At 44.3% G+C, this 25,504-nt stretch carries 17 protein-coding genes; 6 read left to right on the top strand and 11 right to left on the bottom strand.

The window, feature by feature from the left end; translation table 11 throughout:
• Positions 1–6: 6 nt before the first annotated feature.
• The gene (locus OCV56_RS07180) at positions 7–1,134 is read right to left on the bottom strand and encodes a PcfJ domain-containing protein (protein ID WP_086713285.1); all 1,128 of its coding nucleotides are present in this window, start codon (positions 1,132–1,134) and stop codon (positions 7–9) included.
• Positions 1,135–1,369: 235 nt separating this feature from the next.
• Here OCV56_RS07180 and OCV56_RS07175 point away from each other — a divergent pair, with 235 nt between their 5' ends.
• The 4 genes from OCV56_RS07175 (at position 1,370) to OCV56_RS07160 (ending at position 5,652) form a co-directional block, all read left to right on the top strand.
• Positions 1,370–1,792 (top strand): universal stress protein, encoded by a 423-nt coding sequence (locus OCV56_RS07175; RefSeq protein ID WP_086713284.1) that lies wholly within the window; start codon positions 1,370–1,372, stop codon positions 1,790–1,792.
• Positions 1,793–1,997: 205 nt separating this feature from the next.
• On the top strand, positions 1,998–3,356 hold the full coding sequence (locus tag OCV56_RS07170) for a DASH family cryptochrome (RefSeq protein ID WP_086713283.1): 1,359 nt from the start codon (positions 1,998–2,000) through the stop codon (positions 3,354–3,356).
• The gene (locus tag OCV56_RS07165) at positions 3,353–4,912 is read left to right on the top strand and encodes a cryptochrome/photolyase family protein (RefSeq protein WP_086713282.1); all 1,560 of its coding nucleotides are present in this window, start codon (positions 3,353–3,355) and stop codon (positions 4,910–4,912) included. Before OCV56_RS07170 ends, OCV56_RS07165 begins: the two co-directional genes overlap by 4 nt.
• Positions 4,912–5,652 carry an SDR family oxidoreductase gene (locus OCV56_RS07160; protein ID WP_086713281.1) on the top strand — a complete coding sequence of 247 codons (741 nt, stop codon included), beginning with the start codon at positions 4,912–4,914 and terminating at the stop codon, positions 5,650–5,652. Before OCV56_RS07165 ends, OCV56_RS07160 begins: the two co-directional genes overlap by 1 nt.
• A 132-nt stretch (positions 5,653–5,784) precedes the next feature.
• Here the strand turns inward: OCV56_RS07160 and OCV56_RS07155 are convergent, their stop codons facing one another.
• The 6 genes from OCV56_RS07155 to OCV56_RS07130 all read right to left on the bottom strand — a co-directional run bounded on the left by OCV56_RS07155 (position 5,785) and on the right by OCV56_RS07130 (position 15,803).
• Complete coding sequence (locus OCV56_RS07155; protein WP_082242335.1) at positions 5,785–6,669, bottom strand: PA4780 family RIO1-like protein kinase; 885 nt, start codon at positions 6,667–6,669, stop codon at positions 5,785–5,787.
• A gap of 133 nt (positions 6,670–6,802) precedes the next feature.
• Positions 6,803–6,961 (bottom strand): DUF2256 domain-containing protein, encoded by a 159-nt coding sequence (locus tag OCV56_RS07150; RefSeq protein WP_086713280.1) that lies wholly within the window; start codon positions 6,959–6,961, stop codon positions 6,803–6,805.
• A gap of 122 nt (positions 6,962–7,083) precedes the next feature.
• Positions 7,084–10,800 carry an AAA family ATPase gene (locus tag OCV56_RS07145; protein ID WP_086713279.1) on the bottom strand — a complete coding sequence of 1,239 codons (3,717 nt, stop codon included), beginning with the start codon at positions 10,798–10,800 and terminating at the stop codon, positions 7,084–7,086.
• Positions 10,801–10,805: 5 nt separating this feature from the next.
• The gene (gene sbcD / locus OCV56_RS07140) at positions 10,806–12,059 is read right to left on the bottom strand and encodes an exonuclease subunit SbcD (RefSeq protein WP_086713278.1); all 1,254 of its coding nucleotides are present in this window, start codon (positions 12,057–12,059) and stop codon (positions 10,806–10,808) included.
• Positions 12,060–12,288: 229 nt separating this feature from the next.
• On the bottom strand, positions 12,289–15,021 hold the full coding sequence (locus tag OCV56_RS07135) for a glycoside hydrolase family 3 protein (RefSeq protein WP_228761189.1): 2,733 nt from the start codon (positions 15,019–15,021) through the stop codon (positions 12,289–12,291).
• A gap of 323 nt (positions 15,022–15,344) precedes the next feature.
• Positions 15,345–15,803: a GNAT family N-acetyltransferase gene (locus tag OCV56_RS07130; RefSeq protein WP_086713276.1), complete on the bottom strand. Its 459-nt coding sequence runs from the start codon at positions 15,801–15,803 to the stop codon at positions 15,345–15,347.
• A gap of 188 nt (positions 15,804–15,991) precedes the next feature.
• Between OCV56_RS07130 and OCV56_RS07125 the strand changes: the two genes are divergently transcribed.
• Together OCV56_RS07125 and OCV56_RS07120 are read left to right on the top strand one after the other, a co-directional pair.
• Positions 15,992–17,314, top strand: a complete 1,323-nt coding sequence (locus OCV56_RS07125; RefSeq protein WP_086713275.1) for a sensor domain-containing diguanylate cyclase — start codon at positions 15,992–15,994, stop codon at positions 17,312–17,314.
• 151 nt (positions 17,315–17,465) lie between these two features.
• Positions 17,466–18,209, top strand: coding sequence for a class I SAM-dependent DNA methyltransferase (locus OCV56_RS07120; RefSeq protein ID WP_086713274.1), 744 nt, complete (start codon positions 17,466–17,468; stop codon positions 18,207–18,209).
• 124 nt (positions 18,210–18,333) lie between these two features.
• Here the strand turns inward: OCV56_RS07120 and OCV56_RS07115 are convergent, their stop codons facing one another.
• The 4 genes from OCV56_RS07115 to OCV56_RS07100 form a co-directional block, all read right to left on the bottom strand.
• Positions 18,334–20,361 (bottom strand): TonB-dependent receptor domain-containing protein, encoded by a 2,028-nt coding sequence (locus OCV56_RS07115; protein WP_086713273.1) that lies wholly within the window; start codon positions 20,359–20,361, stop codon positions 18,334–18,336.
• A 180-nt stretch (positions 20,362–20,541) separates the two neighbouring features.
• On the bottom strand, positions 20,542–21,462 hold the full coding sequence (locus OCV56_RS07110; protein WP_086713272.1) for a LysR family transcriptional regulator: 921 nt from the start codon (positions 21,460–21,462) through the stop codon (positions 20,542–20,544).
• Between the two features lie 247 nt (positions 21,463–21,709).
• A complete protein-coding gene (locus OCV56_RS07105) occupies positions 21,710–23,899 on the bottom strand; it encodes an immunoglobulin-like domain-containing protein (RefSeq protein ID WP_086713271.1) in 2,190 nt (729 codons plus the stop codon).
• 487 nt (positions 23,900–24,386) lie between these two features.
• Positions 24,387–25,385: an acetyltransferase gene (locus OCV56_RS07100; protein WP_086713270.1), complete on the bottom strand. Its 999-nt coding sequence runs from the start codon at positions 25,383–25,385 to the stop codon at positions 24,387–24,389.
• Positions 25,386–25,504: the final 119 nt, after the last annotated feature.

The following is a 25,504-nucleotide window of genomic DNA, read 5'->3' as shown; positions in this document are numbered from 1 at the left end:
ATTCCTTTACTTCATGTAGTTATGCTTACTTTCTTCTAGCCAATCATGAATCACTTGGCGAGCAGATTCTGATGGCGGTGCATTTCGTTTTCCGCAGATTTGGTCAATTTCAAAAGGAAATGCTTTACTTGGCACACGGCGCAAACCTATGGTTAAACGCTGAGGTTTAAACATGCGGAACACCACATAACGATCGCTCATGATTCGGTTGTGATAGACACCAATACAGTGCTTCTGTTCTATGCCTTCGTGTTCAAGATCGTAATAATCAGTGAGAGGATGAATGTTGTCATTACCTAGCAAAGGAACTGGATAAGGGATGTCTTTATCCATTGGACGGTTACCCTCTAAGCGACGTAATTGGCGTTGCTCCGTCCAGCGGTCATGAAGTTGCTCAAACATAGCAAAGGAATTTTGACTCGTGATAGCGCGCAATGGATCGTCCATCTCCAAATCTTGACCCAATAGTATCGTATCTTGGAACATGGCCATTTTTGAAGGCGCATTGAGCCTGCCCTCTTCAACCATCGCAATGCCTAATCGACTACCAGTTAGAAACGGGTGAACCTGATCCAAACGCAGCGCCGTGTAACCCACTTTAGAATAATGTTTAAATTTCAGTACACGCCTTTGCAGCGGTTCCAGAATTCGAACAATGTGGTCAAGCTCATCACCGACGTTGTAATGCAGCTCTAACTTGTCGATAAACTTGAGCGTCGCTTTACTACCATCTAAGCCGAGTTTAGCTAAGATTTTCTTTTGCCCTAAACGACTCAGTTCCAATGCTTTCTTGTTATCGACACTGTATTTCATGCAGATCAAAGCCAGAATAACAGGCCTTAATTCAAGCAATTGTGCTGCTTCATAGGTATTCGCTGCAAGCCAGAGCATCTGGTATTGGTACTCTGGAAAGTCATCGGTGATTTCACGATAACGCGCAGGCAATGAATCTAACCAACGACCATTCACATCGAACTGCTCAACAAGGTTGAGGCTCAGCCCAATCCCCCCATCAAGAGGTCGCCTACCATCTTCAAACACGTGAAAGCCGACGAGCTTTTGTGACCAATCTCGGATCTCAATATCGTAGTCGAAACCTAATGTTCGAGTGGGAATGGTGAGTAGTGCTGTCATTGATGCCTCTTCATTGTTGGCGCATTAAACTATCAAGCCTATCTAACAGCATAAGCTAGCGCTTCGACCACTATATCAACCTTTTGTAAATTTCTTATCAATCAAAGTGATATAAATACGATAGTACTTAGAAGAACATTGAATGATGATTTTACGCGATATGAGATCTCTTCGATATCATTTGCGCCAACAAAAACTATGCTTGTTACATAACTCACAATAAGAGGCTTAAATTATGGATTACCGACATATTCTGGTCGCACTCGAGCTGTCTGACGACACCAAGATTCTCATTGATAGAGCGACCTTCTTCGCTGATAAGCTGGAGGCTGACATTTCATTTGTTTATATCGATGGTACGCATGGAGAGATTTACCCAGAACTCGTTGATATTCAAGAAAATGATGGAGACTTACCCATTAATAAAGATGCCGTTAAACATTTGAAAGAGTTTGAGGCTTACGCTAAGCAGCCTATTAAACATATTTTTGTGGGAACGGGCGATTTGAACGATAAGCTCAAGAATACTATCTCAGAAAATAACGTTGACCTATTGATGTGCGGCCATCACCATGATTTTTGGCATAAGCTCATTTCCCATTCTAAACAGATCATCGATGCCTCTCCGATTGATATCTTGGTGGTTCCGATGGAATAGCACCTTTCTGTTAAACGCTTAAAACGTTCAGCATTGCCAACCTTTATCGGTATTATTGGTTGGCATAATCCGGTTGGCTGAATACCCTCTTGTAAGCCTTCCTTTTCCCCTGGCTCAGGCACTACCTATTTCCCTACATCTTTTGTGATCTTGTTAGCGTATCAACTCGTAAGCGTTTAATAATTAACAATTCACGAGTGTAAGCATGAAAAAGATTGGTCTCTATCTTTTTACAAATGACTTAAGAATCAACGACAACATACTACTTCATCGGGCGTCGCAACTCGTCGATGAGCTACTATGCGTCGCCATTGAACCAAAGCTTTCTACTTATTCAGTTCGACTCTCACAAGAACAATACAATGGATCGCATCGTCACCTTTTCATTAAGCAAGCTATAGATGATTTAGCCTTGAGTTTGGCGCGTCTTGGACAACGCCTTTTTGTGTTAGACCAAAATACTAATGAGAACTTAGTTCAAATCATCAAAACTCAGCACGTGACACACATTTTTGTCAGTTCGCATTGTGCCCATGACGAGCGACAGTTAATAGAGGATACGCTAACGCAGTGTCCTGATTTACTCATCTCTCAGCAGCACCACACTACTTTGTTTGAGAGTGATGCGTTCCCCTTCGAACTTACCAAGCTGCCTCGTTCGTTCACTAAGTTCCGTCTTCAAGTTGAACCTATAGAGATTAAGACAGAAGAGAGTGTAATAACTTACCTTCCACCAGCGCCACAAACCGCTACAGAGTCTTATAGAGAGCCGTTACCTGAGTTAAACGACTCAAAAACAGGCTACTATGCAGGCGGTGAAACGGCAGGGCTAATCCACTTAGAAAACTACTTTTCACGTGACAATGCGGGAACCTACAAACAGACGCGAAACGCATTAGATGGCATCGAGAACTCAACTAAGTTTTCGCCATGGCTAGCATTAGGGTGTGTATCGCCAAAAACCATTTACCGCCACTTAAAGCAATTCGAAGCGCATCGTGGGGCGAACGATTCTACCTACTGGATTTACTTTGAGTTGTTGTGGCGTGAATATTTCTATTGGAAGTGTTTAACGCTCGGAACATCGCTGTTTGGTCGAGCTTCTAATGATCTGTCGAACGAACAACTGCTCGATACCAATGCGGGATCAAGCTTCGCTAGATGGAAAAGCGGCAACACCAACTACCCCATTGTCGACGCCTGCATGCGCCAGCTTAACGCAACGGGTTATATGTCTAACAGAGGCAGACAGCTGGTCGCGAGCTGTTTGATTCATGAGCTTGGTATTGATTGGCGCCACGGTGCCGCCTACTTCGAAAGCCAACTCATTGATTACGATGTCGCGTCGAATTGGGGTAATTGGGCTTATATCGCCGGAGCTTTAAATTCACAGGCTGCGCAAAGCGCCAACAAACAAAATGCAGCCAATCAATCACAATCTAAATCCCGTCATTTCGATCTTGTTAAGCAGACAGAAATGTATGACCCAGAGCACGCCTTTATCAACAAATGGCACCGGAACGATAAAGCTTCAGCGTCAACCCGATATCAGGACGTAATATGAAATACAAAACTGTACGCCTAATTTTAGGTGACCAGCTCAATATTGAGCACTCTTGGTTCGATCATGTCAGTGATGAAGTGATCTACATTATCGCCGAACTTAAGCAGGAAACCGACTATGTTGCCTCACACATCCAAAAAGTGGCGGCGTTCTTTTCTGCTATGGGTTATTTCGCTGAAGAGCTAACACAACGTGGGCACCAAGTGTTGCATTTAACCTTGGATGAGACGGCACAATTTAAAGATCTCGATGCTATTCTTCAGCACTACACAAACGAGTTTAACGCCGAGAAATTTGAATACCAAAGACCAGACGAATATCGCCTATTAGAACAACTCAACAAACTCAAACTACCTAATACCGTCAAAGGGTGCTACGACTCCGAACACTTCATGTTTCCTTTTGCCGAAATCGAAGAACAGTTTCCGAAAAACAAACATATCATGATGGAACATTTCTACCGCCGAATGAGAAAACGCTTCGACATTCTCTTAGACGACGGAAAGCCCGTTGGCGGTAAATGGAACTATGATGCGAACAACCGTAAAAAACTCAAGAAACAGGACATCGAAAACCTGCCACAACCCTTGATGTTTGCCAACGATATCTCATCCATCATAGAGCGCATTGAACGACATCAAGTAGTAACCATAGGACAAGTTGGTAACCAGCTACTTTGGCCTGTGAATCGGGCACAAAGTTTGTCTTTGCTCGCTCACTTCTGCCAAGTTTGTTTACCGCTGTTTGGTCACTTTCAAGACGCAATGACAGTGGAACACGACTCAAAGTGGAGCTTGTATCACAGCCGACTCTCGTTCTCGTTAAACAGCAAGCTTCTTAGCCCTAGCGAAGTTATTGATGCAGCTCTTTCTGCTTATCGCGCTGCTTCTAAACAAGGTGCACCCACTATTGATATTGCACAGGTCGAAGGGTTCATTCGTCAGATATTGGGTTGGCGTGAATACATACGCGCGGTGTATTGGGCGAACATGCCGGCTTACGCTACCAAGAACCACTACTCAGCAGACCGAGCATTGCCACATTACTTTTGGGATGGCCAAACAAAGATGAATTGCATGAAGCACGCGATTGATCAGTCGCTAGAGTATGCTTATGCCCACCATATTCAAAGGCTCATGGTGACGGGTAACTTCTGCTTAATCACAGGTATTGCGCCAGACCAAGTCGACAGCTGGTACCTCGGCATTTACGTTGATGCGATTGAATGGGTTGAAATGCCAAATACGCGAGGTATGGCACTGTTTGCGGATGGCGGGATCGTAGGAACCAAACCATACTCTGCCAGCGGTTCGTACATTAATCGCATGAGTGACTACTGCAAAGGCTGTCATTATAAAATTAAAGAGCGCAGTGGTCAGTCCTCATGCCCGTTTAACAGTTTGTATTGGCGCTTTATGAACAAACACCGCGACGCCTTAAACCGGAACCCTCGCATGGGTATGCTTTATCGTTCTTGGGACAACATGGATGAACAAGAGCAGCAAGCGATACTCGATACCGCAGAACAACGACTGATAAATTTGGAGAACTTATAATGGTGGAGCAACTCAGATTACACATATTGGTTATCGGTGGCAGTGGCGGCATTGGTCTCGCTGTGGTTAAGCACCTACTCTCTGAGCTGTCTCGCTTTGATTTTCTCGATATTCATGTTGCAGCGACTTACCATTCAAAGAAGCCGGAGCTTGATGACAAACGCTTGAACTGGCACAAAGTTGACGTGACTCAAGAGTCCGATATCGTTGAATTGCGCTCCCAATTTGATCAACTCGATTGGCTGATTAACTGCGTTGGGATGTTACATACAGCAGAATTTGGACCAGAAAAGAACCTGTCATCCATCGACCCTGAGTTTTTCCTCAAAAACATATCCGTGAATACCCTCCCCAGCCTATTATTGGCAAAGCACTTCACGCCGGTTCTTAAAATGAGCGACAATCCAAAGTTTGCGGTGGTTTCCGCGAAGGTTGGTAGTATTTCAGATAACAGATTAGGTGGATGGTATAGCTACCGTTCATCAAAAGCTGCCCTCAACATGTTCATCAAAACCATGTCGATTGAATGGCAGCGCTCCATAAAGAAAGGTACCGTGATAGCGCTTCACCCAGGCACAACCGATACGGCTCTGTCGAAGCCCTTTCAGGGCAACGTCCCGCAAGGAAAGTTGTTTGAATCTAGCTATGTCGCACATCAGTTGGTTGACATCATTCGCACTTCCACACCAGACAATAGCGGGCACTTTTACGCATACGATGGTGAGCAGTTGAGTTGGTAGTTAATATCAGTAGGAGGAAATAGAAAACCCAACAAAATTGCGGCTCTGTTGGGTTATTTTTATAAGGAAAGCATCTATTTTAAAACATCTATAACTGCTATTTAACTAAATATAAAAAGCTGTTTATCACGATTACTCAGCCCAATTGAACTTGCTATCGTCGACACCTTCTTTTTCTTCTTTAGCTCGCTCGCGTCGATGCTGTTCTTCAATTCTCGCTGCGTCTATCTCTTGCATAATGGCTTCGATATCGGCCAAATCGTCAGTTTCAGTAAACTCGCCCGTCAGCTTGCTGTCTGGCTTTAAGTCGCCTTTCTCGTAAAGCGCCCACATTTCCTTGGCATACTCGGTTTTCGCCAATTCAGGAGCAAACTGAGCGTAATAGTCACGAATGTTATTGATGTCACGAGCCAGCATCCACTCGGCATTGTTGTTCGCCGAAGCATCAACCGCTTGAGGTAAATCGATAATCACCGGGCCGTACTCATCAACCAATACGTTAAACTCAGACAAGTCACCATGGATCAAACCAACACACAACATTTTAACTACATAAGTCATCATCACGGCGTGATCTTCGATCGCTTGCTCTGCTGACATCACCACATCGTTCAAACGTGGCGCAACGTAACCTTCGTCATCAGTGACCAGTTCCATAAGCAGCACGCCATCAAAGCAACCATAAGGCACTGGCACACGAACGCCCGCTTCTGCCAATTTGTATAAAGCATCCACTTCAGCACTTTGCCAAACTTTTTCTTGTTGCTCACGACCAAAGCCAGAGCCTTTTTCCATCGCTCGAGCACGGCGGCTATTTCGGACTTTTCGGCCTTCACGATACGCAGTCGCTTTTTTGAAGCTGCGTTGGCTTATCTCCTTATATACCTTGGCACAGCGGATCGTATCGCCGCAGCGTACAATGTACACCGATGCTTCTTTGCCACTCATGAGTTGGCTTGTCACCTCGTCGACTAAACCATCGTCAACTAAAGGCTGTATTCTTTTAGGTATCTTCATGCCGCCTTTATACATCACTTATCTTACAGATAGAAATATAAACTTAAGAAATGAAGGGATAAGTGATTAAAGACTTGTTAAATGAAACAGAAACGAAAGGAATACTTCAATTTGGGGTTACGAAAGTCGGATTCTATGTAGAAGGCATTTGTGAAGGCTTAGATTTATGACGACGACACCGTTCAGAGCAATAAATGACTTCATCCCAGCAGCACTGCCACTTTTTACGCCACGAGAAAGGTTTGTTGCAAACGGGACACATCTTAGTCGGTAGATGTGGTTTCTTGTACATGCCCGACTCCGTCATCCTCGAGAAGGAGGAACGACTGAGTCGGGGATCTGCTTTTACCACAACTGAATCCATTTCAGTTCAGCTGGCTATGCTTCCAATATCAAGCACCAATCACATGGAAATCACGCAAAAACTTTGTACTGCTTCTCCATCTCACTGACACCAAGGCCAGAGTGTTTCGTTACTTTTAGTTGAACTGGCACACGCTCTTTCAGTGCTTCAACGTGACTAATTACACCTATCATCTTGCCTGATGCATTCAGGTTATCCAACGCATTAAGTGCGATATCCAATGTATCGCTGTCTAGCGTGCCGAAACCTTCATCCAGGAACAGAGAATCAATACTGGTTTTATAACTAACAAGATCAGATAACGCGAGTGCCAACGCCAAACTCACCAAGAAGCTTTCACCACCAGACAGAGTTTTGGTATCGCGCATTACATCGCCCTGCCAGGTATCGAGTACCTGAAGCTCTAAGCCATCGTCGGCTTTGCGTTTTAATTCATAGCGACCATGCAAACGCTGTAATTGCTTGTTTGCCAGGTACACTAAGTTTTCCAGTGTTAAGCCTTGGGCAAATTTACGGAACTTATCGCCATTCTTAGAGCCAATCAGCGAGTTCAAACGAGAAATATCATCAAACTCGACTTGTTGTTCAGAGATCTGCTTAAATAAATCCTGCTGGTTACTTCGGTTCTGACGATCAGTTTCAAGGTTGGCAGAAATTGCGCCAATTTTACTTGCATGGCTTTGTTGAGCATCTTGGCACTCAGCTGTCGCCTGCTCCACTAGCTGTTGATCTTGTTCTTGCCATGTTTGCGCATTTTCGAGGTTTTGTAGCTCTACTTGCGCTGCTTTTGCCGTATTCAGCCTTGCTTGTGCACCGACAATTGCTTCGTCTAGGGACTTCTTAAGGTTTTGTAATTGAGTGTGCACCTCTTCATCGAGCAGTGCCGCTTCAAAATCAACTTCCTCTTCAAATGGGCTCGCTTGCAAAGCTTCAACCCAAACATTAGTTGCTTGCGTGTGGCTTTTTTGCTTGGCGGTTAACTCATCAGAAAAACCTGTATGTTTCGTTTTTTCGGTTCGATGCTCCAGTTCACAGCGATTTAGAACCAGCTGAAGCGCGTCCAATGCCGTGACTGCATCTGCTACCTTTTGCTTCATTGCTTGGCTTGCGACTTGAATGTCTTGCTCACCAAACAACTGCGCTCTTTCACCACCAATACGAGCCAACTCCGCTGTTAACAATTCACTTTCTTTGCTTAACGCATCCAGCTCTTTTTGCACACTGCTGAGTTTGTCATCCAGTGTTTTTTGCTCAGCACATTGGGTAATCAAACGCTTCTCTAGCTCAGCCTGTTGCTGTTTGGTTTGAAGCCATGTGTTTGAGGCTTGCAGTTTTTCAGCAAACCAAGCGTCAATGTGGTCGAGTTCAGGAGCTTCGATAGAGGTTTCAACAATACTCTCTTTGAGCGAGTGCCATTGTTGCTCTTTGGCTTGCGCGGTTTGACCTGCTTGTTCATTCGCAGCTTGGTTTTGCTTATTGAGGTCGTTGAGACGCTCCTCCGCTAACACAAGATTAGCTTGCGCTTTATCAGCCATGACACTCACAGATAAACGTTGTTTCTCCGCCTCGGCATAGCTGTTTTTTGCATCTACTAAGACTTTTAGCTGATGCTGGGTTTGATTTAAATGAAGCTCGCATTGTTCAACAAAGGCCGTCACCGTCGTTTCATTCCCAAGGTCAGACACAGAAAGCGGTGTTAACTCCAGCGTCACAGCTGGAAAGTCAGACAAACTCTGTTGAAGCTTACCTATTACAGATTGCCAATTAAGTTGCGCTTGCTGAATATCCGCTTGTGCACGTTGAATATCATCACTTAGTGCTGTAATCATAGGAGCAAGAGAATCCAACTGTTGGCGATGCTCTTGACCGTCTTTTTTGATAATCGCTAACTCATGTTTTTCTCGCTCTTGCTGAGCAATCAAGTTCGCAATATCTTGCGACTGCTCAATCGTATGTTCAGTAGAACCACACAGCGGACATTCAGAGCCAGATTCCAACTTCGCACGGTACTTAGCTAACTCTCCCTCTTGCGCGATTAACAAGGTTAAGCGCTCAAGTGATGTCTCTTTATCTTTGTATCGCTCTACCAGTACTTCACGCTCTTTCGATAGCTTGTCAGCCTGCTGAACGTTAGTTTGATGGGCTTGTGTCTTAACACCGAGCTGTTGCTGTGCGTTTAAAAAGCCACGATTGATTTGAAACAACGAGTGGGTGTTGCGATTCCAAAGCTCCAACAACTCTTTTTGAGCAATTAATGATGTTTCACTGGTGTACGCCTGTAATGCTTCCCATTGCTGCTTGGTATTATTCTCGGCCAGCACCAATTCAGCTAAAGCTTGATCTTGCGATGCTTTGGTTTGCTGTGCATTTTTAATCATAGCTTGCTGAGCTTCTAGCGCCGTATAGGTTTGCTTCGCTAGGTTGAGTTGTTGCGAATGCTGAGATTCTAACGTACGCACTTGCTCAACTTTGGCTTGCCACTGACCTAGGTGTTTTTCGAGGTGTTGGTCCGTCTGATGAGCTTCTAGATAGTCAGCACTCAGCTTTTCTTGCTGTTTCAATTCGTCAATCTTTTGCACTAATACAAGCTGGTTATTACGCTGCTGTGCGTGTTGTTCGCTCAGCGTATTTACGGCGTTAACCGCAGAGGCTTTCTTGTCTTTAAGTACCGATATTTGGTTGTCGAGTGGGCGGACTTGCTCAATGATCTTTTCTTGATCCTGTTGCTCGGCTTTCACTTTTTCAACCGCTTCGCTACTTTGAGTCAGCTTAGTGTGGGCGTCTAACTTCTCGGCCTCGCGCACTGCCAGCAACTTAGTACTGTTATCTAGGTTAATTTGCGTGAGATTGAGCTCATGCTCGCAGCGTTTTAGGTCTTTGTGCAACGGTCGCAATTTCTCAGCAGGTTCGCTGTTTGCCAAACGCGTCAAGGAAAGTTGGTTTTGCTCTAAATCACTCTGCGCTGTTTTTAAGTCGTGTTCACTGGTCGCAATAGTATGCTGCGCTTTGGTCACGTCTTTCCACCAGCTAAGATGAGCTTGCCACTCTTTTAATTGTTCAGCTAAACGTTTCTGTTCAGTTTCTAATGTGTCACGCTCTGTTGTCAGCTCTTGAATCTGCTCATCGGACAGTAAACTCACACCCTCAGCTTTTGCTTTCAGGTGATTAAGCGACTCTTCACTCGATTTAAAGTGATCGTAAATACGTTCTGAAATCAGGCTATAGACTTCAGTACCAGTAAGTTCTTCCAACAATTCGGCACGATCATTCGCGTTAGCATTTAAGAAGGCAGCAAATTCGCCTTGAGACAACATGATCGATTTAGTGAAACGAGAGAAATCCAACCCCGTCACCTGCTCTACCAACTTAGTCTTCTTGGTTAGCATGGTCTCTAAGACTTTGTCGGTATCTGCATCAGCAAATTCACATGTTGGTGTTTGCAGTGCACCATCGTGCTTGCCGCGCGCTCGCTTTTGGTGGAAGTTAGAACGGTAAGTTTTGCCCTGCACTTCAAATTCAAGCTCAGCGAAACACTCACCTGTACCGCGAGTCATCAGCTCGTTATTGCCTTTAGCTATGCTTTTCAAACGTGGCGTGCGGTGGAATAGCGCTAAACAAATCGCATCCAGAATGGTGGTCTTACCCGCCCCCGTTGGACCCGTGATTGCAAACAGACCGTTTTCTGCGAACGGCGATTGAGTAAAATCGAGCTTCCAACGCCCTTTCAAAGAGTTTAGGTTTTCAAATTCTAGGCTTAAAATCTTCATACTCGTTACTCTTCTACCTTGTTTGACGGTTGAGCGCTTTCAGACACTTCGACCATGACTTGCTTAAACTTAACCGTCATTCGCTCTAAACGGGCTTTTTCAGACTCAGTTTCGAACTCTTCTAAGGCTAAACGCTTAGTAAACACATCCATCGGGCTCAGTTCAGACAGAGTTTCTGCTGATTCTTGCTCCAACGCTTGGTTGCGACGCTCTCTTGCACGGCGAAGTTGCAGCACTTCCACATTCAGGCCTTCAGTCAATGCACGCATACGTTCTTGTAGATCAGATAGGTAATCTTGAGCCTGCACCTCTATCGACAACCACACGCTTTGTTCACCATCCAACCCAATGTATTGATTCAGTTGAGACTCTATCTCGCTCAAGTCGCCTTTAATTTCGGCTAACGGCTGGAAAGTTGGCACGGCTAATTGAGAAATGGTTCGTTCGCCTTCAATAAACTCAACCACGCAAACCTGCTTCTGAGATTTAAGCTCATCAAAGCTAAGTGGGATTGGAGAACCGGAATAACGAATGTATTCACGCTTTGCCACCACTTGTGGGCGGTGAATATGGCCAAGAGCAATGTAGTCAGCATCTGGGAAACCATCCGCAGCAAAGCCATCTAGGTTACCAACGTAGATATCACGCACCGAATCCGATTGTTGAACCCCCATCGCTGTTAAATGACCAGTAGCGATAATCGGCATGTGCTCGCTGTTTTCAAACGTCGCACGTTTTGCGACTGCTGCATCATAAACACTTTGATAATGCTGTTTGATTGCATCGCCAAGCTGTTTTTGACGCTCAACGCCAGATACACCGGCTTGACTGGTCAACACATCGCGAGGGCGAATAAACGGAATAGCGCACACCAGCGCTTCTACATCACCACTTTTGCCTTTAAGCTCGACAACCTGAGTCTCATGCTCTTCATTGGTATTAGGAATCACGTCTGCGCCCATGTATTTGAGCAGCTGTTGTGTCTCTTTAAGCACAGACACGGAATCATGATTGCCGCCCAATAACACCAATTGGCAACCGATCTTATTCGAATCGACAACAAACTTGTTATACATCTCACGCGCGTAACTTGGTGGCGTACTGGTATCGAAAATGTCACCAGCAACGATAATCGCATCGATGTCATGTTCAGTAACTTGCTCAAGTAACCATTGTAAGAAACGTTCATGTTCATTCTTACGGCTTTTGTTGTAGAAGTTTTGGCCAAGGTGCCAATCGGACGTGTGAAGAATCTTCATTGCTGCTCACTGGAAGTCGGTAATACCCATAATCTACCAAAATCGCTCGTACAATTCCCTTTTATAAGCTTGTGAAAATAAACTAATTTCATCGCATTATCACAAGCAGACTAAATAGCCACACCTGTGACTATCTATAGATTGCGCTAATGTAGATTGCTATCAATGTACCAACAATAAAAACCGCTCAAAATAAGAGCGGTTATGGTTAGACTGTAGCGAATCGGATTTATTGTATCCGCTTAAATATGCCACACTTCAGGCTATCTTTTGCTTCATCTACTTTCCGAGGAACGAAGCGTATTTCACCAATATCAAACTCAAATGGCTCATCTGAATAGAGTAAAAATGGCGTATTCATATTTGAAAAATCCACCCCACTTTTCGCTAAACATTTAAGGGGGACTTTAATTCGAGTCCATTGTTCCTCGGAGTTGATCAGCGCCTTTTGTAAAGGCTCTTTAATCGATGCCATCGCGCCACACGGGTAAACACAATGAGATGCCAACCTTAGAGACTCAGGTACTGAACCTCGGACTGATATATCAAATTGAAGTGTTGCGTCTGCCACTAAGTAATGACGAAGGTCGACACCTTTTTTATCGGGGGTTTGCAGGTAGAACTGCATTGGAAGCTGTTCACCAAACGACACGGCCAATGCATCTTGTTGGTGCTTATAATTTATTGGCGTCGTTGTTGCACTGCCAATTTCTAACGCCTTGGAGCGAGAGACAAAGGTGCCTTTCCAACTCGTCACCTGACCGCTGATTTTAGGTACAAATTTGTCGGTCGCTAGTCGGCTATAGATTTCTAAGTTGTGTTCGGGTGTCGCTTTCTGTTTTGCGACACCACATCCGCGCTCTCTATCATCTAAGGGAAACTCCCCTGCAACCATTTGTTCTACTGAGCTTTGGTAGTTCAACCCAAACCCATAACTAAACAAAGGAGCAGCCTCACTTTCGGAATTTTCGGTAACAGGAGCCTGATAATTGGGAATATGAGGTGCAGGTCGATTGAAGTTCGTCATACACTTGGTCGACGGCCATGAGTAAGAGAGCTTGCCACTGAAGTCTGCTCCATTAAGATTGAACAATACATCCGTGATACCCTGGCCTTCAGTGCCGGGCAACCAAGCAGCAACAAAGGCATCCGACTGGTTAAGTTCAGGGTTAACGTAAAGTGGGCGGCCTGAAAAGAATACCGTCACCACCTCATAACCAAGGCTCTTAAGATTCGTCAGTAATTCCAAGTCTTCTTTGTAACTAGTTTTGAGCTCAGAGTAAGCAAGCGTTTGATGTGATTTAATATCGCCAAACATTTCTGCGTACGGGTCTTCACCAATAACGACAATCGCGACCGCATCCATTGGAGCTTCACTTACCTCTGTAAACACCCTTTTTTCACCCACTTGATGAGTGATGGCTTCTAGCACAGTCATACCATGAGGAAAATCGCGACGCTTGTTTTCGTTTCCTTGCCATGTCAGCGTCCAACCTCCGGTCTGCTTTTGCAAATCATTTGCAGCGCTACCCACCACCAAATAGCTTTGATTACTTGAGTTTAAGGGCAACACATTATTATCATTTTTCAGCAAGACTAAAGACTCTCTCACAGCTTGGCGTGCAACCTCTCGGTGCGACTTAGCGCCTACCAAGGTTTGGTCTGCTGCATATAAACGATATGAAGGACGGGGTTTCTCCCACAATCCAGCGCGCATCTTTACTCGCAAAATACGCGTCACCGCATCGTCAATTCGCGACATAGGTATGACACCCGAACGAACTTGCTTTATCACATTGCGATAGAAACCTTTCCAATCACGATTATCCGTGACCATGAAGAGGTCATTCCCGGCATTAACCGCTTGAGGACAATCAGAATTAGTACACCCTTTTACTTCACCGTGACCATTCCAATCGGTAACGACAATGCCGTCAAAGCCCATTTTATCTTTCAGTACTTCAGTGACCAGATAACGGCTACCATGAAGCTTACCTTTGTGCGATTTTGCTTGGTTCTGATTGGATCCGTTTGAGATTAACAGAGCTTGGCTTTCGGTATCTGTAGGTTTACCACTTTGATTTTGCGAGCCCAACGTCGGCTCACTCCAAGAGTTAAATGAAGTCATGACAACTTGAGCGCCTGCTTCTATCGCCGAAAAGTATCCCATCGCATGAATGTTACGTAAGTTTTCTTCACTTGAGCGATTTACACCTCGATCCACCCCTCTTTCTGTCCCGCCATCACCAAGCCAGTGCTTTACCGTTGCGATGACTTTGGATTCTGAACGGAGTTGTTTTTGATCGCCTTGCAACCCAACAACAATTGCCTCGGCATACTGAGAAGTAATTTCCGGTGATTCGGAGTAGCCCTCGTAGACTCGCCCCCAGCGGTAATCTCTAGGAACAGCAACAGTGGGAGCAAACGTTAGGTCGATTCCGGTTGCGGCGACTTCTGTGGCGGTGACTTCACCAATTCTTTGGATAAGTTCAGGGTTATTCGCTGCGCCAAGGCCGATATTATGGGGGAAGAGTGTCGCGCCAAATACATTGTTGTGTCCGTGGACTGCATCCGTTGCCCACATAAATGGAATTCGGAACCCACGCCCTGCATAGGCTTCGTCTAGCGCTAACCAATATTGGTCGGATTGAAGTGCCCAATCACGAGCGGTAGCGGTTTTGTTTTCATTAGGCCAACCACCACCGCCATTTAACACTGAACCGATTTTGTATTGCTTGGCTTCTTGTGGTGTTACTTGACGATACTCAGGCATGATCATCTGGCCGACTTTTTCACCAAGTGTCATCCGTTGTACTAAATCCGCAACTCGATCTTCAATGTATTGCTCTTTGACAATACGACTCTTTAGTTCAGGCCAATCACTATAATATCTAAGTTCTGAATGTGGCTGACCAGGATCGTTGTTTACATTAAGGTCTGCTGTCGTGACAGGGGCAAACAATAGTCCCACCACAGCTCCATAAAGGTAAATATTGTTATTCTTTGATATCACCTTGTAATCCCTAGCTAAATTGGCCACTCCGTAATATCAAGTGTAGGTTAGAAAACGCAAAACCATAAACACAAAGATGCATATAGAGAGATTCAGCACGATATCGGCTCTGATGACAAAGAGTATTGGAGCCGCTGTGGGGCGATAAATTAGCGACGGAAAAAATTACGCCTACTTATTTAAGATAAAGACATTTTATGAACCAATAGCAAGGAACAAAGACAACCCAAGAGAAAATCCAGTAAAGTAAACCGCCATACAAGGTTCGTCTCTTAACGCAACTCAATACTCATAAACTGACTGTGAGGGTCCAATTCATAGTCTGCAAAAGGCTCACAATAGCCAAAGCCAAACTTCTCGTACAAATTACGCGCAGGCTTGAAGTATTCCTCAGAACCTGTTTCCAAGCTGATTCTTTGATATTGGCGCGAAGAAGCCGTGTCTAAAACATGCTGCAAGAGTTTGCTCGCCACTCCTGTATTGCGAGCAAACTGAGAGGTTCGCATAGACTTAAGCTCTGCGTGTTGGGCATCCAGCTCTTTTATAGCCACACAACCCAATAATTGACTGTCTTTCCATGCACTGAAAAAAGTAATCTCTGGTGATTTCAAAGCATCAAGATCGAGTGCATGCACGCTTTCTGGTGGCGACGTCGCATACATGTCCGCTAAGTGCTCTTCTAATAGCCGAATAACCTCTCCGCCTGACAAATCATCAATTTTTATTTTCATAACGCTTTAATTATCCTTAATAAAATTTTAATCCGTTTTCCATTCAGTAAAATTACGCTAGTGTCGTTACATGATGAATATCATACTTTGCATTCAGAGTCTCGCTGCATTTATCACGCCTTTCAGTGAAATACCCAAGTCCATGCAAAGCACCATTTTACGGTAAGAGTTTAATTGATCAGACCGATATGAATATCCAACTAGACTTAACGACAGCCTTACCTTGCCAGAACTTCGATTCTGTCCAGGGCTACATTACCCTTCAGGATCACCAGGTCATTGATGTCGACGATAATATCGCGATCCTGTTTGGTTACGATAACCGAACTTCACTATTGAAGAATGTCGATTTCGTTTATTCCATGGTACCAGAGAGTTACCATGGCGCTCTTCGTGAACGCTACCTCACAGCAATTAAAGGTCAGCTTCAGAAGGGCAAACTCTATAAAGACGTGCCTATTAATGGGCGTACTCTATCCTTATTCAGCCTTGCGCACGTCATTAAGTTTAATGAGCGCCCTGCTCTTCGTGTCATGATCATCGATATCACATCTGTGATTGCATCAGAACGTAAACACCAAGAAAAAGACCAAATGTACCGCACTCTACTGGAAAGCTCGAAACAAGGAGTGCTCATTCATCAAAACTTCAAACCGTTAATGGTAAATCAAGCTTGGGTCGAAATGCAGGGAGCTGATTCGATAGAGCAAGTGCTGGCTATGGACACTGTTATCTCAATCATCCCACCTGATAATCGAGTCAGCGCGCTAAAGCGTAGCCAGAGCATTATGGCCGGTCACACGCCGAGTTTTAGTTCCGTGGTCGAAAACCATTGCCTTGATGGAAGTAAAAAATACTTCAATATTTATGACAACATCATCTTTTGGGAAGGTGAAAAAGCGATTCAAGTGGTGGTCGAAGATGTCACTAGTAAGGTCGCACTAGAAAAAGAGCTCATTCATCGCGCGCTTCATGATGATCTTACACAGGTATTAACTCGTCAGGCGGTTTACGATTGGCTAAAAAAGCCAACCAATAATCACGCTGATATGTCCTGCTTGCTACTCGATATTGATGACTTCAAAAACGTGAACGACCAGTTTGGACATAGTGTGGGTGACACTGTTATTCGGACACTCGCAATTGTCATCAAGAAACACGTCAAAGCACTAAATGGTGTTGTTGGCCGTTGGGGTGGCGAAGAGTTTATCGTGTTCTTCCCAAGATCTCTTGCATGCCACGTAACCGCACTGTCTACTGCAGAGTCTCAGGCAAGAGTTGTAGGTGAACGTATCTGTGAAGAATTTCGAAACCATCAATTCATCGGTTTTAACCGGAAAAAATTCAAAACAAGCGTCAGTATTGGTATTACCGACAGCTGTGTCGTTCGTACCACTCGCTCACTCAACACACTCATCAGAGTAACGGATGAAGCGCTTTATCAAGCAAAAGCAAACGGTAAGGACAGAGTGTCATTAAACCCTGTAGGCGCTTGCGTAGAACCCACCTAATCACCTAGCTCACCACACTTCGGGCTCTCACTATAGTTCGATGAATCAAGATAGTATAAATAGACAAAGTTAATTAAGATTTTCTTGTTATTTTCAAGTTCTAGTTTACTATGCGCCACCCCAATTTTTTCAGCAAATGCTGCAGGCAAACATGTCCGCCAACGCGCTCTATACCGACCTATCCGGTTACTATGATTTAATGTGTGTTGATATTGACTACCAAGCGCAAAGCCACTGCGTTCGTAGACTACATCAGATTTTTGGAAATGAAGGAAAAACTCACCTAGACCTTGGATGTGGCACTGGTCCACACGTTCGTCACTTTATTGATTATGGCTATCAAAGTAACGGGCTTGATCTGAACCAACCCATGCTAGATATTGCTCAAATACGCTGCCCTGAAGCGAACTTTTCTGTACAGAATATGAGTAATTTCGAAGTATCTGAACCGTTCGACCTCATCACTTGTTTTTTGTATTCGATCCACTACAACGATGGCATCGAGAAGTTAAAAGAGTGCATTGCCAGCGTTCATAAAGCGCTAAAACAAGGCGGTGTGTTCTGCTTCAATGTGGTAGACAAAGATAAGATCAGTAATGATCTGTTTGTTCGACACACCACTAACCAAGAACAGGATGATTTTACCTTCCGCTCAGGCTGGTATTATTCAGGTGAAGGCGACAAGCAGGCGTTGAAGCTCAGTATCGAGAAGGCTACGGCAGGTGAGACTCAGGTATGGAATGATGAACACACTATGGTGGCGTTCTCATTTAAAGAGTTGATTGAGATATTGAAGCCCTACTTTGAGGTTCATATATTCGAACATGACTATGACAAGCTTTTACCATGGGATACGCTTTCAGGCAACGCGCTCATTACGTGTGTAAAAAGCTAGCCTGCTTCTCATACAGCGTTCGCTCTCAATAGATAGCGCCTAGATCAAAAGAACCCACACGACGTTACGTCATGTGGGTTCTTTGCTTTATGGGGATTAACTTATCGAAACGACTTCAGATTGATTAGAAGTCAGCCGTCATGCCTACGTAGTAAGTACGTGGTTCTTCAACATAACCCATATTTTCAAGCTCTTGAGACACAGCTTCGTCAGTCAAGTTTGTGATACCCGCTCGTAGTCGAACCGAATCATTCACGTTGTAAACCGTACCGATGTTCAACGTTGTGTACGCGTCTTGTGTTAGATCCGTCTCGATATTACGTTCACCACGGTAACGTGCACTAATAAAGGTATTCAGATCGTACGTTGGGTTCCAACTAAGTTTTACTAAACCTGAATGCTTATAGCGCTCTAGCAGCTCTTCACCCGTTGATTTATCTTCGGTGTCTAGGAAGGTGTAGTTACCAGAAAGACCCCATTCGTCCGTGATCTGGAATTGACCTGTTAGTTCTGCACCCTGAACTACAGCCTCTGACACGTTTGTGTAAGTACGCTTACCATTTACATAGCCAGTTGAGCTTGAACTATCCGCACACCCTTTGCCCGATTCAAACATTCCGCCATTCTCACAGTAAGTTTCATCACGCTCAATTAGGTCATTGATTTCATTGCGGAACAACGCGCCTTCAACATTCCAACGAGGCTGACTGTAAATCGCAGCAATCTCATAGTTCAAACTGGTTTCTGGTTTAAGATCTTCATTACCATGTAAATCGCATACGCCTTTACAGCTGTTAACTGTGTAATCAGCTTGATTTTGGGTTAATGTTGGCGCTTTAAATGCTTTACCCACACCACCTTTGATGATTAAGTCATTCGTTGTTTGGTGAACTAAATACACACGAGGGCTAAACTCTTCTCCGTATAGTTCGTGTTTATCTAGGCGACCGCCGATTGTGGCAGTTAGTTGGTCCGTCATTAGCCATTGATCTTGAATAAACAATGCACCTTGGTAAGCCTCTGATGTCCCGTTAGCTAGGTTTTCTCTGTTTGTGAGCTCACTTAACTGGTAATCCATACCAAACGTGACGGTGTGACTATCACCTAGATAAGTCGTTGCTGAAGCTTCAACAATTTGGGTCAACTCTTCAACATCACTGCTGTAGTTATTGCCTAAATCAGCCGCATCACTGTCAGTTACATTTTCACGCGAGTAGCGAACTTGTGTGTCACCCCAACTCCAAAAGCCGCTGTGTGTTATCGCTTGGCTGTTACGCACAACCTTACTATCAATTGGGTTTGCACCTGTGGCATATTCAGCCAAACCATCACGTTGGTCGTCGCTGTAACCAAAATCTAAATCTAAAGTTTGATTATCTGTTGCATGCCAAGTCAATGTGCCTAATAGGCTCAACGTATCACGGCCTTCTAGTGCCGTAACGTCCTCTCTGTCGTGACCTGAAGAGTGAATACCTGAGTATGGCTGCCATGCATCACGACTGGTTTGGTTAATAGAGAAACGAGCAAACAGCTCATCTTCAATCAAAGCACCAGAGGTCGTTAGACCTACAGACTGCTCCTGCCCGCCATTGCCATCCATTGGTGATGACGTATCCATACTCAATGTCGAGCTCCACTCATTGACTGGAGCCTTGGTGATGATGTTAATTGTGCCGCCCATACCATCCGAGCCGTAAAGTGCAGACATTGGGCCACGGATGATTTCAACACGTTCGATTGACTCAGTAGGGATAGTAGAAAGGTCGAAGTCGTTACCACGTATGATGGCACTTGCCGAACTTAAACGACGACCATTTACCATGATAAGGGTGTAGTCAGAATCCATACCACGAATAGAGATCATTTGACGCCCTGCTCGTGTGCTATCAAAGTCAGACTCAACACTCGTTGATTCAGCAACGATGTCTGCCAAGGTGATACCAGGGCTATCTTCAATATCTTGAGCGGTGATAACAGACATAGACGCTGGTGCTTGTTTTAACGCCATCTCAGTACGAGTAGCCGTAACTACCATTTGCTCATCCGTATCCTTAACTTCCTCTTGCGCTAATAGGTTTGGCGAAAGTGAAGTACAAATAACAGCGACTGCGATCGATAAAGGCTTACGAATAAAAAGGGCTCTCTCAGACATGATATTAATTCTTATATGTGATTGGTAATGATAATGGTTTGCATTAAATAGCCAATTACCACTCTAATCAACGAAAGTTTCATACCAAAAATTGATTCTCGCTATTCAACTTTCACATAAGGAACCAATCTATATTCATTCTCTTGAGCAACTCACATTTACATTCACACCCCCAATACATTAGGTGTACAACTCTTTGAACAATTCGCGCACCCAACGACACATTGGGTCGTTATGGAAACGTTTATGCCAATACAAATGCACATCTTCCGATGCACTTCTTATTGCCTTAGGTACCCTTTTACAGACCAAGTTCCTTTGTTTGGCGGCTTGCGATGCAAAAGGCGTCGGTAGATGGAAAATGATGTCTGTCGTCTCTGCAATATCTGCAGCAATATTGAAATTAGACAATTGAATCGGAATCGACAGCTGACGCTGCTTATCGATCAAACCGAGATCTTTGAATCTATTTTCAATCGAAAGCTTCTTATCACCTTGGAGTGAAATCTGCCCAAGCTGGCTATTCAACAAGTCATCGACCGTAATCTCTTTATCAGCCAACGGATGGTCCTTGCTCATTAACAGACGATAATCACGGCTAATCACGAACATTCGATACAGGTTTTGCTCTGAGCTTAGCGGCTCATGAGTCGATAACACAAAGTGTGCGTCACCGGACAGCAATGGCTCGAAATGACGCTTAGGAATAGAATCGATATCAACGACCATATTTGGTGCTTGTTTGCGGATCTCTGCGACCACTTTAGGCAACAGATGCGAAACCTGTGGCACCAAACCGAAGAAACGTACAGTGCTATCACTCGTTTCTGGTTCAAAAACATCACCATGAACTAACTTCTCTAAACGAGTAAGCACTGAGTTTAGATCTTGCTTAATGGCTTCTGCTTTTGGTGTGAGCTCATAGCCATAAGCCGCCCTTACTAACAGATCATCGTTAAACACGGTACGTAGTTTTTGAAGCGAGCGACTGACCGTAGGTTGGCTCATGTCCAACGCTAAGGCTGTGTTTGAGACATGCTTTTCTTCGAGAAGGTGTTTGAGGATGACTAATAGGTTGAGGTCGACTTGAGCAAGATTCATTATTTAAATATTCACAAATTTGAAAATTCAGAAGTCGAATAGTGCTATTACACACCAAGTAATACAATTGATAATCACTCTTATTTTGATCTTAAGCAAAATTAACTGACGTCTTTGCACAGCGTAAGTAATATCGGTTGAGCTTAGATGAATAGTCGTTCTGTTCTATCAATAAAAAAGAGAGGCATATAGCCTCTCCTTTCATTCACTTTAGAACTACGTTTCGTAGCTCATTTGCTTTATAAGATTAAAGCTTAATCCACGCATCTTGCCAGTATTGACTATCGCCTGGCGCATACGATGCACTTGCACACCATGCCGTGTAAGGCCAAGGTTTACATTCGTACAAACCATTATCAGCACCTACCACGATATCGCCTGCTTCATAGTTAGTACCGGCTGCATACGGAGGGTAGTTACCCGGAGGAGGTGTTGTTCCGCCCTCTTCTTTTACTGAGAACGAGTTATCCACCATCACCACTTCGCCATCTGTTGCAGTTCCAACCACTTCAAGCTTGTACTGACCTTCTGCAACATCATACAGGTCCATAGTTACCGTGCGGCTATCAGTTAGGTTGACGTTGGTCTGTTCAACCACAGTACCCGCGCTATTAACCACCTTTGCTGTTACATCAAGCGCTTCATTTGACGCCAATGTGAACTGGATACGTACATCGCCATTGTCTAGAATGTATTCCGACTGCAGTCCAGATACGCTTAGCTCTACGTCACCACCTGGATCAGGGTTGCCACCACATGAACTGTCTGACGCTTTCTTCCAAACGCCCCATTCACCTGTCGTACCCGGCTCTTCACCACGAGTGTACCAACCCGCAACCCACGTTGCTCCATCATGCGATACTTGGTCACCTTCGACATAAACGGTATTAGCATCCCATGCTGCTGCGCAGTTTGAACCGTCAGTCACAGACACTTTACGTTCAGCAGTCACGGTTTGATTTGCACTATCTGTTACTCGGTAAACTAGCGTGTAGTTACCTATTTCATTCACATCGACACTGCCAGTGTGTGTAATTGAACTTGTTAGGTCACCGTCTTCAGCATCATTTGCTGTAACACCCGCCATTGGGTCGAATGGGTTGCCAAGCACTACCGTTGTATCCGACACGCCATCGAAAACAGGTTTTTGGCTGTAAACTTCTACCGTTCTTGCCTTGGTTGTCTCATTGTTGTCACTGTCTTTTACACGGTAAGTCAGTACATAAGTTCCAACAACACTGGTTTCGACATAACCTTCAACATCGATCGATGACGTTAAATCACCATCTTCTTTATCTGTTGCTGTTACGCCTTCCATTGGATCAAATGCAGTGCCATGAAGAACACGCGTATTCTCAACACCTTTCAATACAGGCTCACCTTCAACCGGTGGCGGTGTCACTTGGCCGTGAACAAATGGACCGTAGTCTTTAATGAATTGTTCGTTGTATGCTTGACCCGCTTTGTTAGTGCCCATATCCCAGTTGATAGACCAAGTCATTACGCCGCGTAAAGGCTGTCCCTGTGCCGTTAAGCTATCAAATGCGTCGTACAGATCTTGCGGCTCTTTCACAAAACCGGTTGCCGCTGCGTCAATACTCGAAGGGATACCAAACACAAGTTTGTCGTGCGGGATCTTGTGGAAACCACGAGTACCATTAATTAGAGAGTCAGAGATGTAGTAAATGAATTCTTCTTTTAGTTCATCGTTGTTTTGCGCAATCCAGCCCACGCCGTCAACCCAGATGCCGTCGCCACCTTGGTTATAAAACTGCGGGTTGATCCAATCGTAGTAACCTTCCAAGTTATCGATGTAAGGAACATACTTACCACCCGTCGTTAGGTACGGGAATTCTGGCGCCATGGTAATAAGGAAGTTTTTACCTTCTGCGCGGTAGTGGTCTTTCACTAGCTTAAGCGCATCTGGAATCACGGTTTGGTTATTTGCAGCGGTGACGGCCGCTTGCTCGAGGTCGATATCTAGACCGTCAAAACCATAACGTTCCGTAAGACGAATGATCTCATCAGCAAAGGCTCTTTCATCACCGGTTTCTAGCTCGACGTGTGCATCTGCACCACCCAGCGCTATCAGTACAGAGCGACCTTGCTTGTTGAGTTCTGAGATTTGGTCTATAAATTGTTCTTCTGAAAGCCCAATCGTTGGGTCCAGTTTAAAAGTTGGGATTCGACCATCAGCCACATCGTACACTTTCATGAATGACACATTCACGATGTTGTACATTGGGTTCACTTCATCCAGTGTCACACATGGCGCATTACCACCTTGGTAGCCGCCACCGTCACACCAGTTATGCCAATAGCCAACCACGACGCCTGAATCTGGATTCGTCATATCTGAACCATTCGCATAAACAGCGCCAGACATAGCCGCCATGCCGACCGATACTGCTAATTGTAGAGCTTTACGTTTTAACATTAGTCCCACTTCCTTACTTAACAGCTGTGCCAATCACAACCGAACCAATTCATTTTAATCATGAATATTTATAGAGAAGTAATGGAATTTATAGGAAAAGATGACCTTTGATTTAACTTGTGATTTTAAGTCACAGATTGAATATCAGAATCAATATGATTTTGACTTTTCATTCAAATTAGAATGCTAAAATCTGTTATTTTCATCCAAATACATTGACTGAGCAAATATTTAATCAATCTTAATTCACTAAGATAATTAACCAAAAACATAAAAAATAACCAATAGGAAAAAACGAACTCTAATTCGGCAAAAATCGCCCCAAACATGCCGAAATTACTGACCTCAGACCAGGTACCATTGCGAGTGATATCACTAAAACAGTCTGGAGATAGCCATCATACATGTGCTAGCGATACACACGTAAAACGGAATATCGGAGTAAGAATTTGTGGAATGTTGGATGTATACCTCGAAAACCCTTCAGTTAACCCTCAGCACCAGGTGAATAATATTCATTCAATAGTGAAATAAAATTCACCTTATCAAGTTCATTGAGTTGATTAATTCCAGCTGCTGCTTTTCTTCCTCCACCAGTTACAAAATTTGAGCAAATTTCGTCCGCACCCGTTCTGTTTGATAATGGTGCCCGCAAACTCACCGTGTAAGACTCACCATCTTGGTTTTTCGTTAATACTGCTTGCGCTCGATTTGGGTCTTGATTAACGATTTCATTACCAAATACGCCACTGATTCGTCTTGCCCAAGTGTCTCCTGGCAGTTCAAACACACGGGCGACTTGACTTTCATAAACAGGAGCAAGGTTTGATAACTGCTCGCGATCATTTTGATAAGCAGCGCGCAACTGGTAAAACACAGAGTCTTTATCATCCCAAAGATCAAACGGATTCGGGTATTGATAAAGGATTTGGTAGAGCTCAGTAGGTGTGAAATGCAAATCACACAGTGACGAACCGTAACCATTGTAGTTCACCAAGGTACCTAGCTCTTCTAAAAACTCTGTTTGAGATTCATCGAATCCACTTTCATTCGCTAGCTGTGAGGCTACCATTTTTAGGTTATCACCAAAGGCAGCCGCGATTGCCCAAGCCACATACGCACCATTCAGCTTCTGGTTGATCAGCAAGCTTGTGCAACTCTCGGGCGTGGTATCAATAAGGGTGTCCAAATGGCTAGAGTCAGGTACATCCCCTGTTCGATGATGATCGCAATAAAATACATTGATGTTGGCATCTAGCAGTGAGTTCAATGCAGGTAGGTTTTTCTCCATCGACACATCTAAAACGGTAACGGATGAAACGTCACCTTGTTTATCCGGTTCCGTAATTTGAGTAACAACTTGAGAGACCAACTTAATATCACGCTTTACACCAGTAATGAGCACACTCTCTCTTGGTTCACTTAATCGCAGTTGTAACAACGCGATTATGCCATCTGCGTCTCCGTTGAATACGTCATAGTGCATGTTGTTTCTCTTCCTATAGATTTAAACATTTGCCAGAAACGCGCCAATACGTTCTTTCATTCGATAGTCTGTCATTATTTTAGTTATATTTCACAGATACTTAAGTCTATTTTGGAATG

Source organism: Vibrio gigantis (genome assembly GCF_024347515.1).
GTDB lineage: Bacteria > Pseudomonadota > Gammaproteobacteria > Enterobacterales > Vibrionaceae > Vibrio > Vibrio gigantis.
This window is presented reverse-complemented; position numbering and strand designations above follow the sequence as displayed.

Bases quoted from the DNA above. Each gene is read 5' to 3' on its own strand.
- OCV56_RS07180 (WP_086713285.1), bottom strand. From the start codon at position 1,134: ATGACAGCACTACTCACCATTCCCACTCGAACATTAGGTTTCGACTAC.
- OCV56_RS07175 (WP_086713284.1), top strand. From the start codon at position 1,370: ATGGATTACCGACATATTCTGGTCGCACTCGAGCTGTCTGACGACACC.
- OCV56_RS07170 (WP_086713283.1), top strand. From the start codon at position 1,998: ATGAAAAAGATTGGTCTCTATCTTTTTACAAATGACTTAAGAATCAAC.
- OCV56_RS07165 (WP_086713282.1), top strand. From the start codon at position 3,353: ATGAAATACAAAACTGTACGCCTAATTTTAGGTGACCAGCTCAATATT.
- OCV56_RS07160 (WP_086713281.1), top strand. From the start codon at position 4,912: ATGGTGGAGCAACTCAGATTACACATATTGGTTATCGGTGGCAGTGGC.
- OCV56_RS07155 (WP_082242335.1), bottom strand. From the start codon at position 6,669: ATGAAGATACCTAAAAGAATACAGCCTTTAGTTGACGATGGTTTAGTC.
- OCV56_RS07150 (WP_086713280.1), bottom strand. From the start codon at position 6,961: ATGTACAAGAAACCACATCTACCGACTAAGATGTGTCCCGTTTGCAAC.
- OCV56_RS07145 (WP_086713279.1), bottom strand. From the start codon at position 10,800: ATGAAGATTTTAAGCCTAGAATTTGAAAACCTAAACTCTTTGAAAGGG.
- sbcD (WP_086713278.1), bottom strand. From the start codon at position 12,059: ATGAAGATTCTTCACACGTCCGATTGGCACCTTGGCCAAAACTTCTAC.
- OCV56_RS07130 (WP_086713276.1), bottom strand. From the start codon at position 15,803: ATGAAAATAAAAATTGATGATTTGTCAGGCGGAGAGGTTATTCGGCTA.
- OCV56_RS07125 (WP_086713275.1), top strand. From the start codon at position 15,992: ATGAATATCCAACTAGACTTAACGACAGCCTTACCTTGCCAGAACTTC.
- OCV56_RS07120 (WP_086713274.1), top strand. From the start codon at position 17,466: ATGTCCGCCAACGCGCTCTATACCGACCTATCCGGTTACTATGATTTA.
- OCV56_RS07115 (WP_086713273.1), bottom strand. From the start codon at position 20,361: ATGTCTGAGAGAGCCCTTTTTATTCGTAAGCCTTTATCGATCGCAGTC.
- OCV56_RS07110 (WP_086713272.1), bottom strand. From the start codon at position 21,462: ATGAATCTTGCTCAAGTCGACCTCAACCTATTAGTCATCCTCAAACAC.
- OCV56_RS07105 (WP_086713271.1), bottom strand. From the start codon at position 23,899: ATGTTAAAACGTAAAGCTCTACAATTAGCAGTATCGGTCGGCATGGCG.
- OCV56_RS07100 (WP_086713270.1), bottom strand. From the start codon at position 25,385: ATGCACTATGACGTATTCAACGGAGACGCAGATGGCATAATCGCGTTG.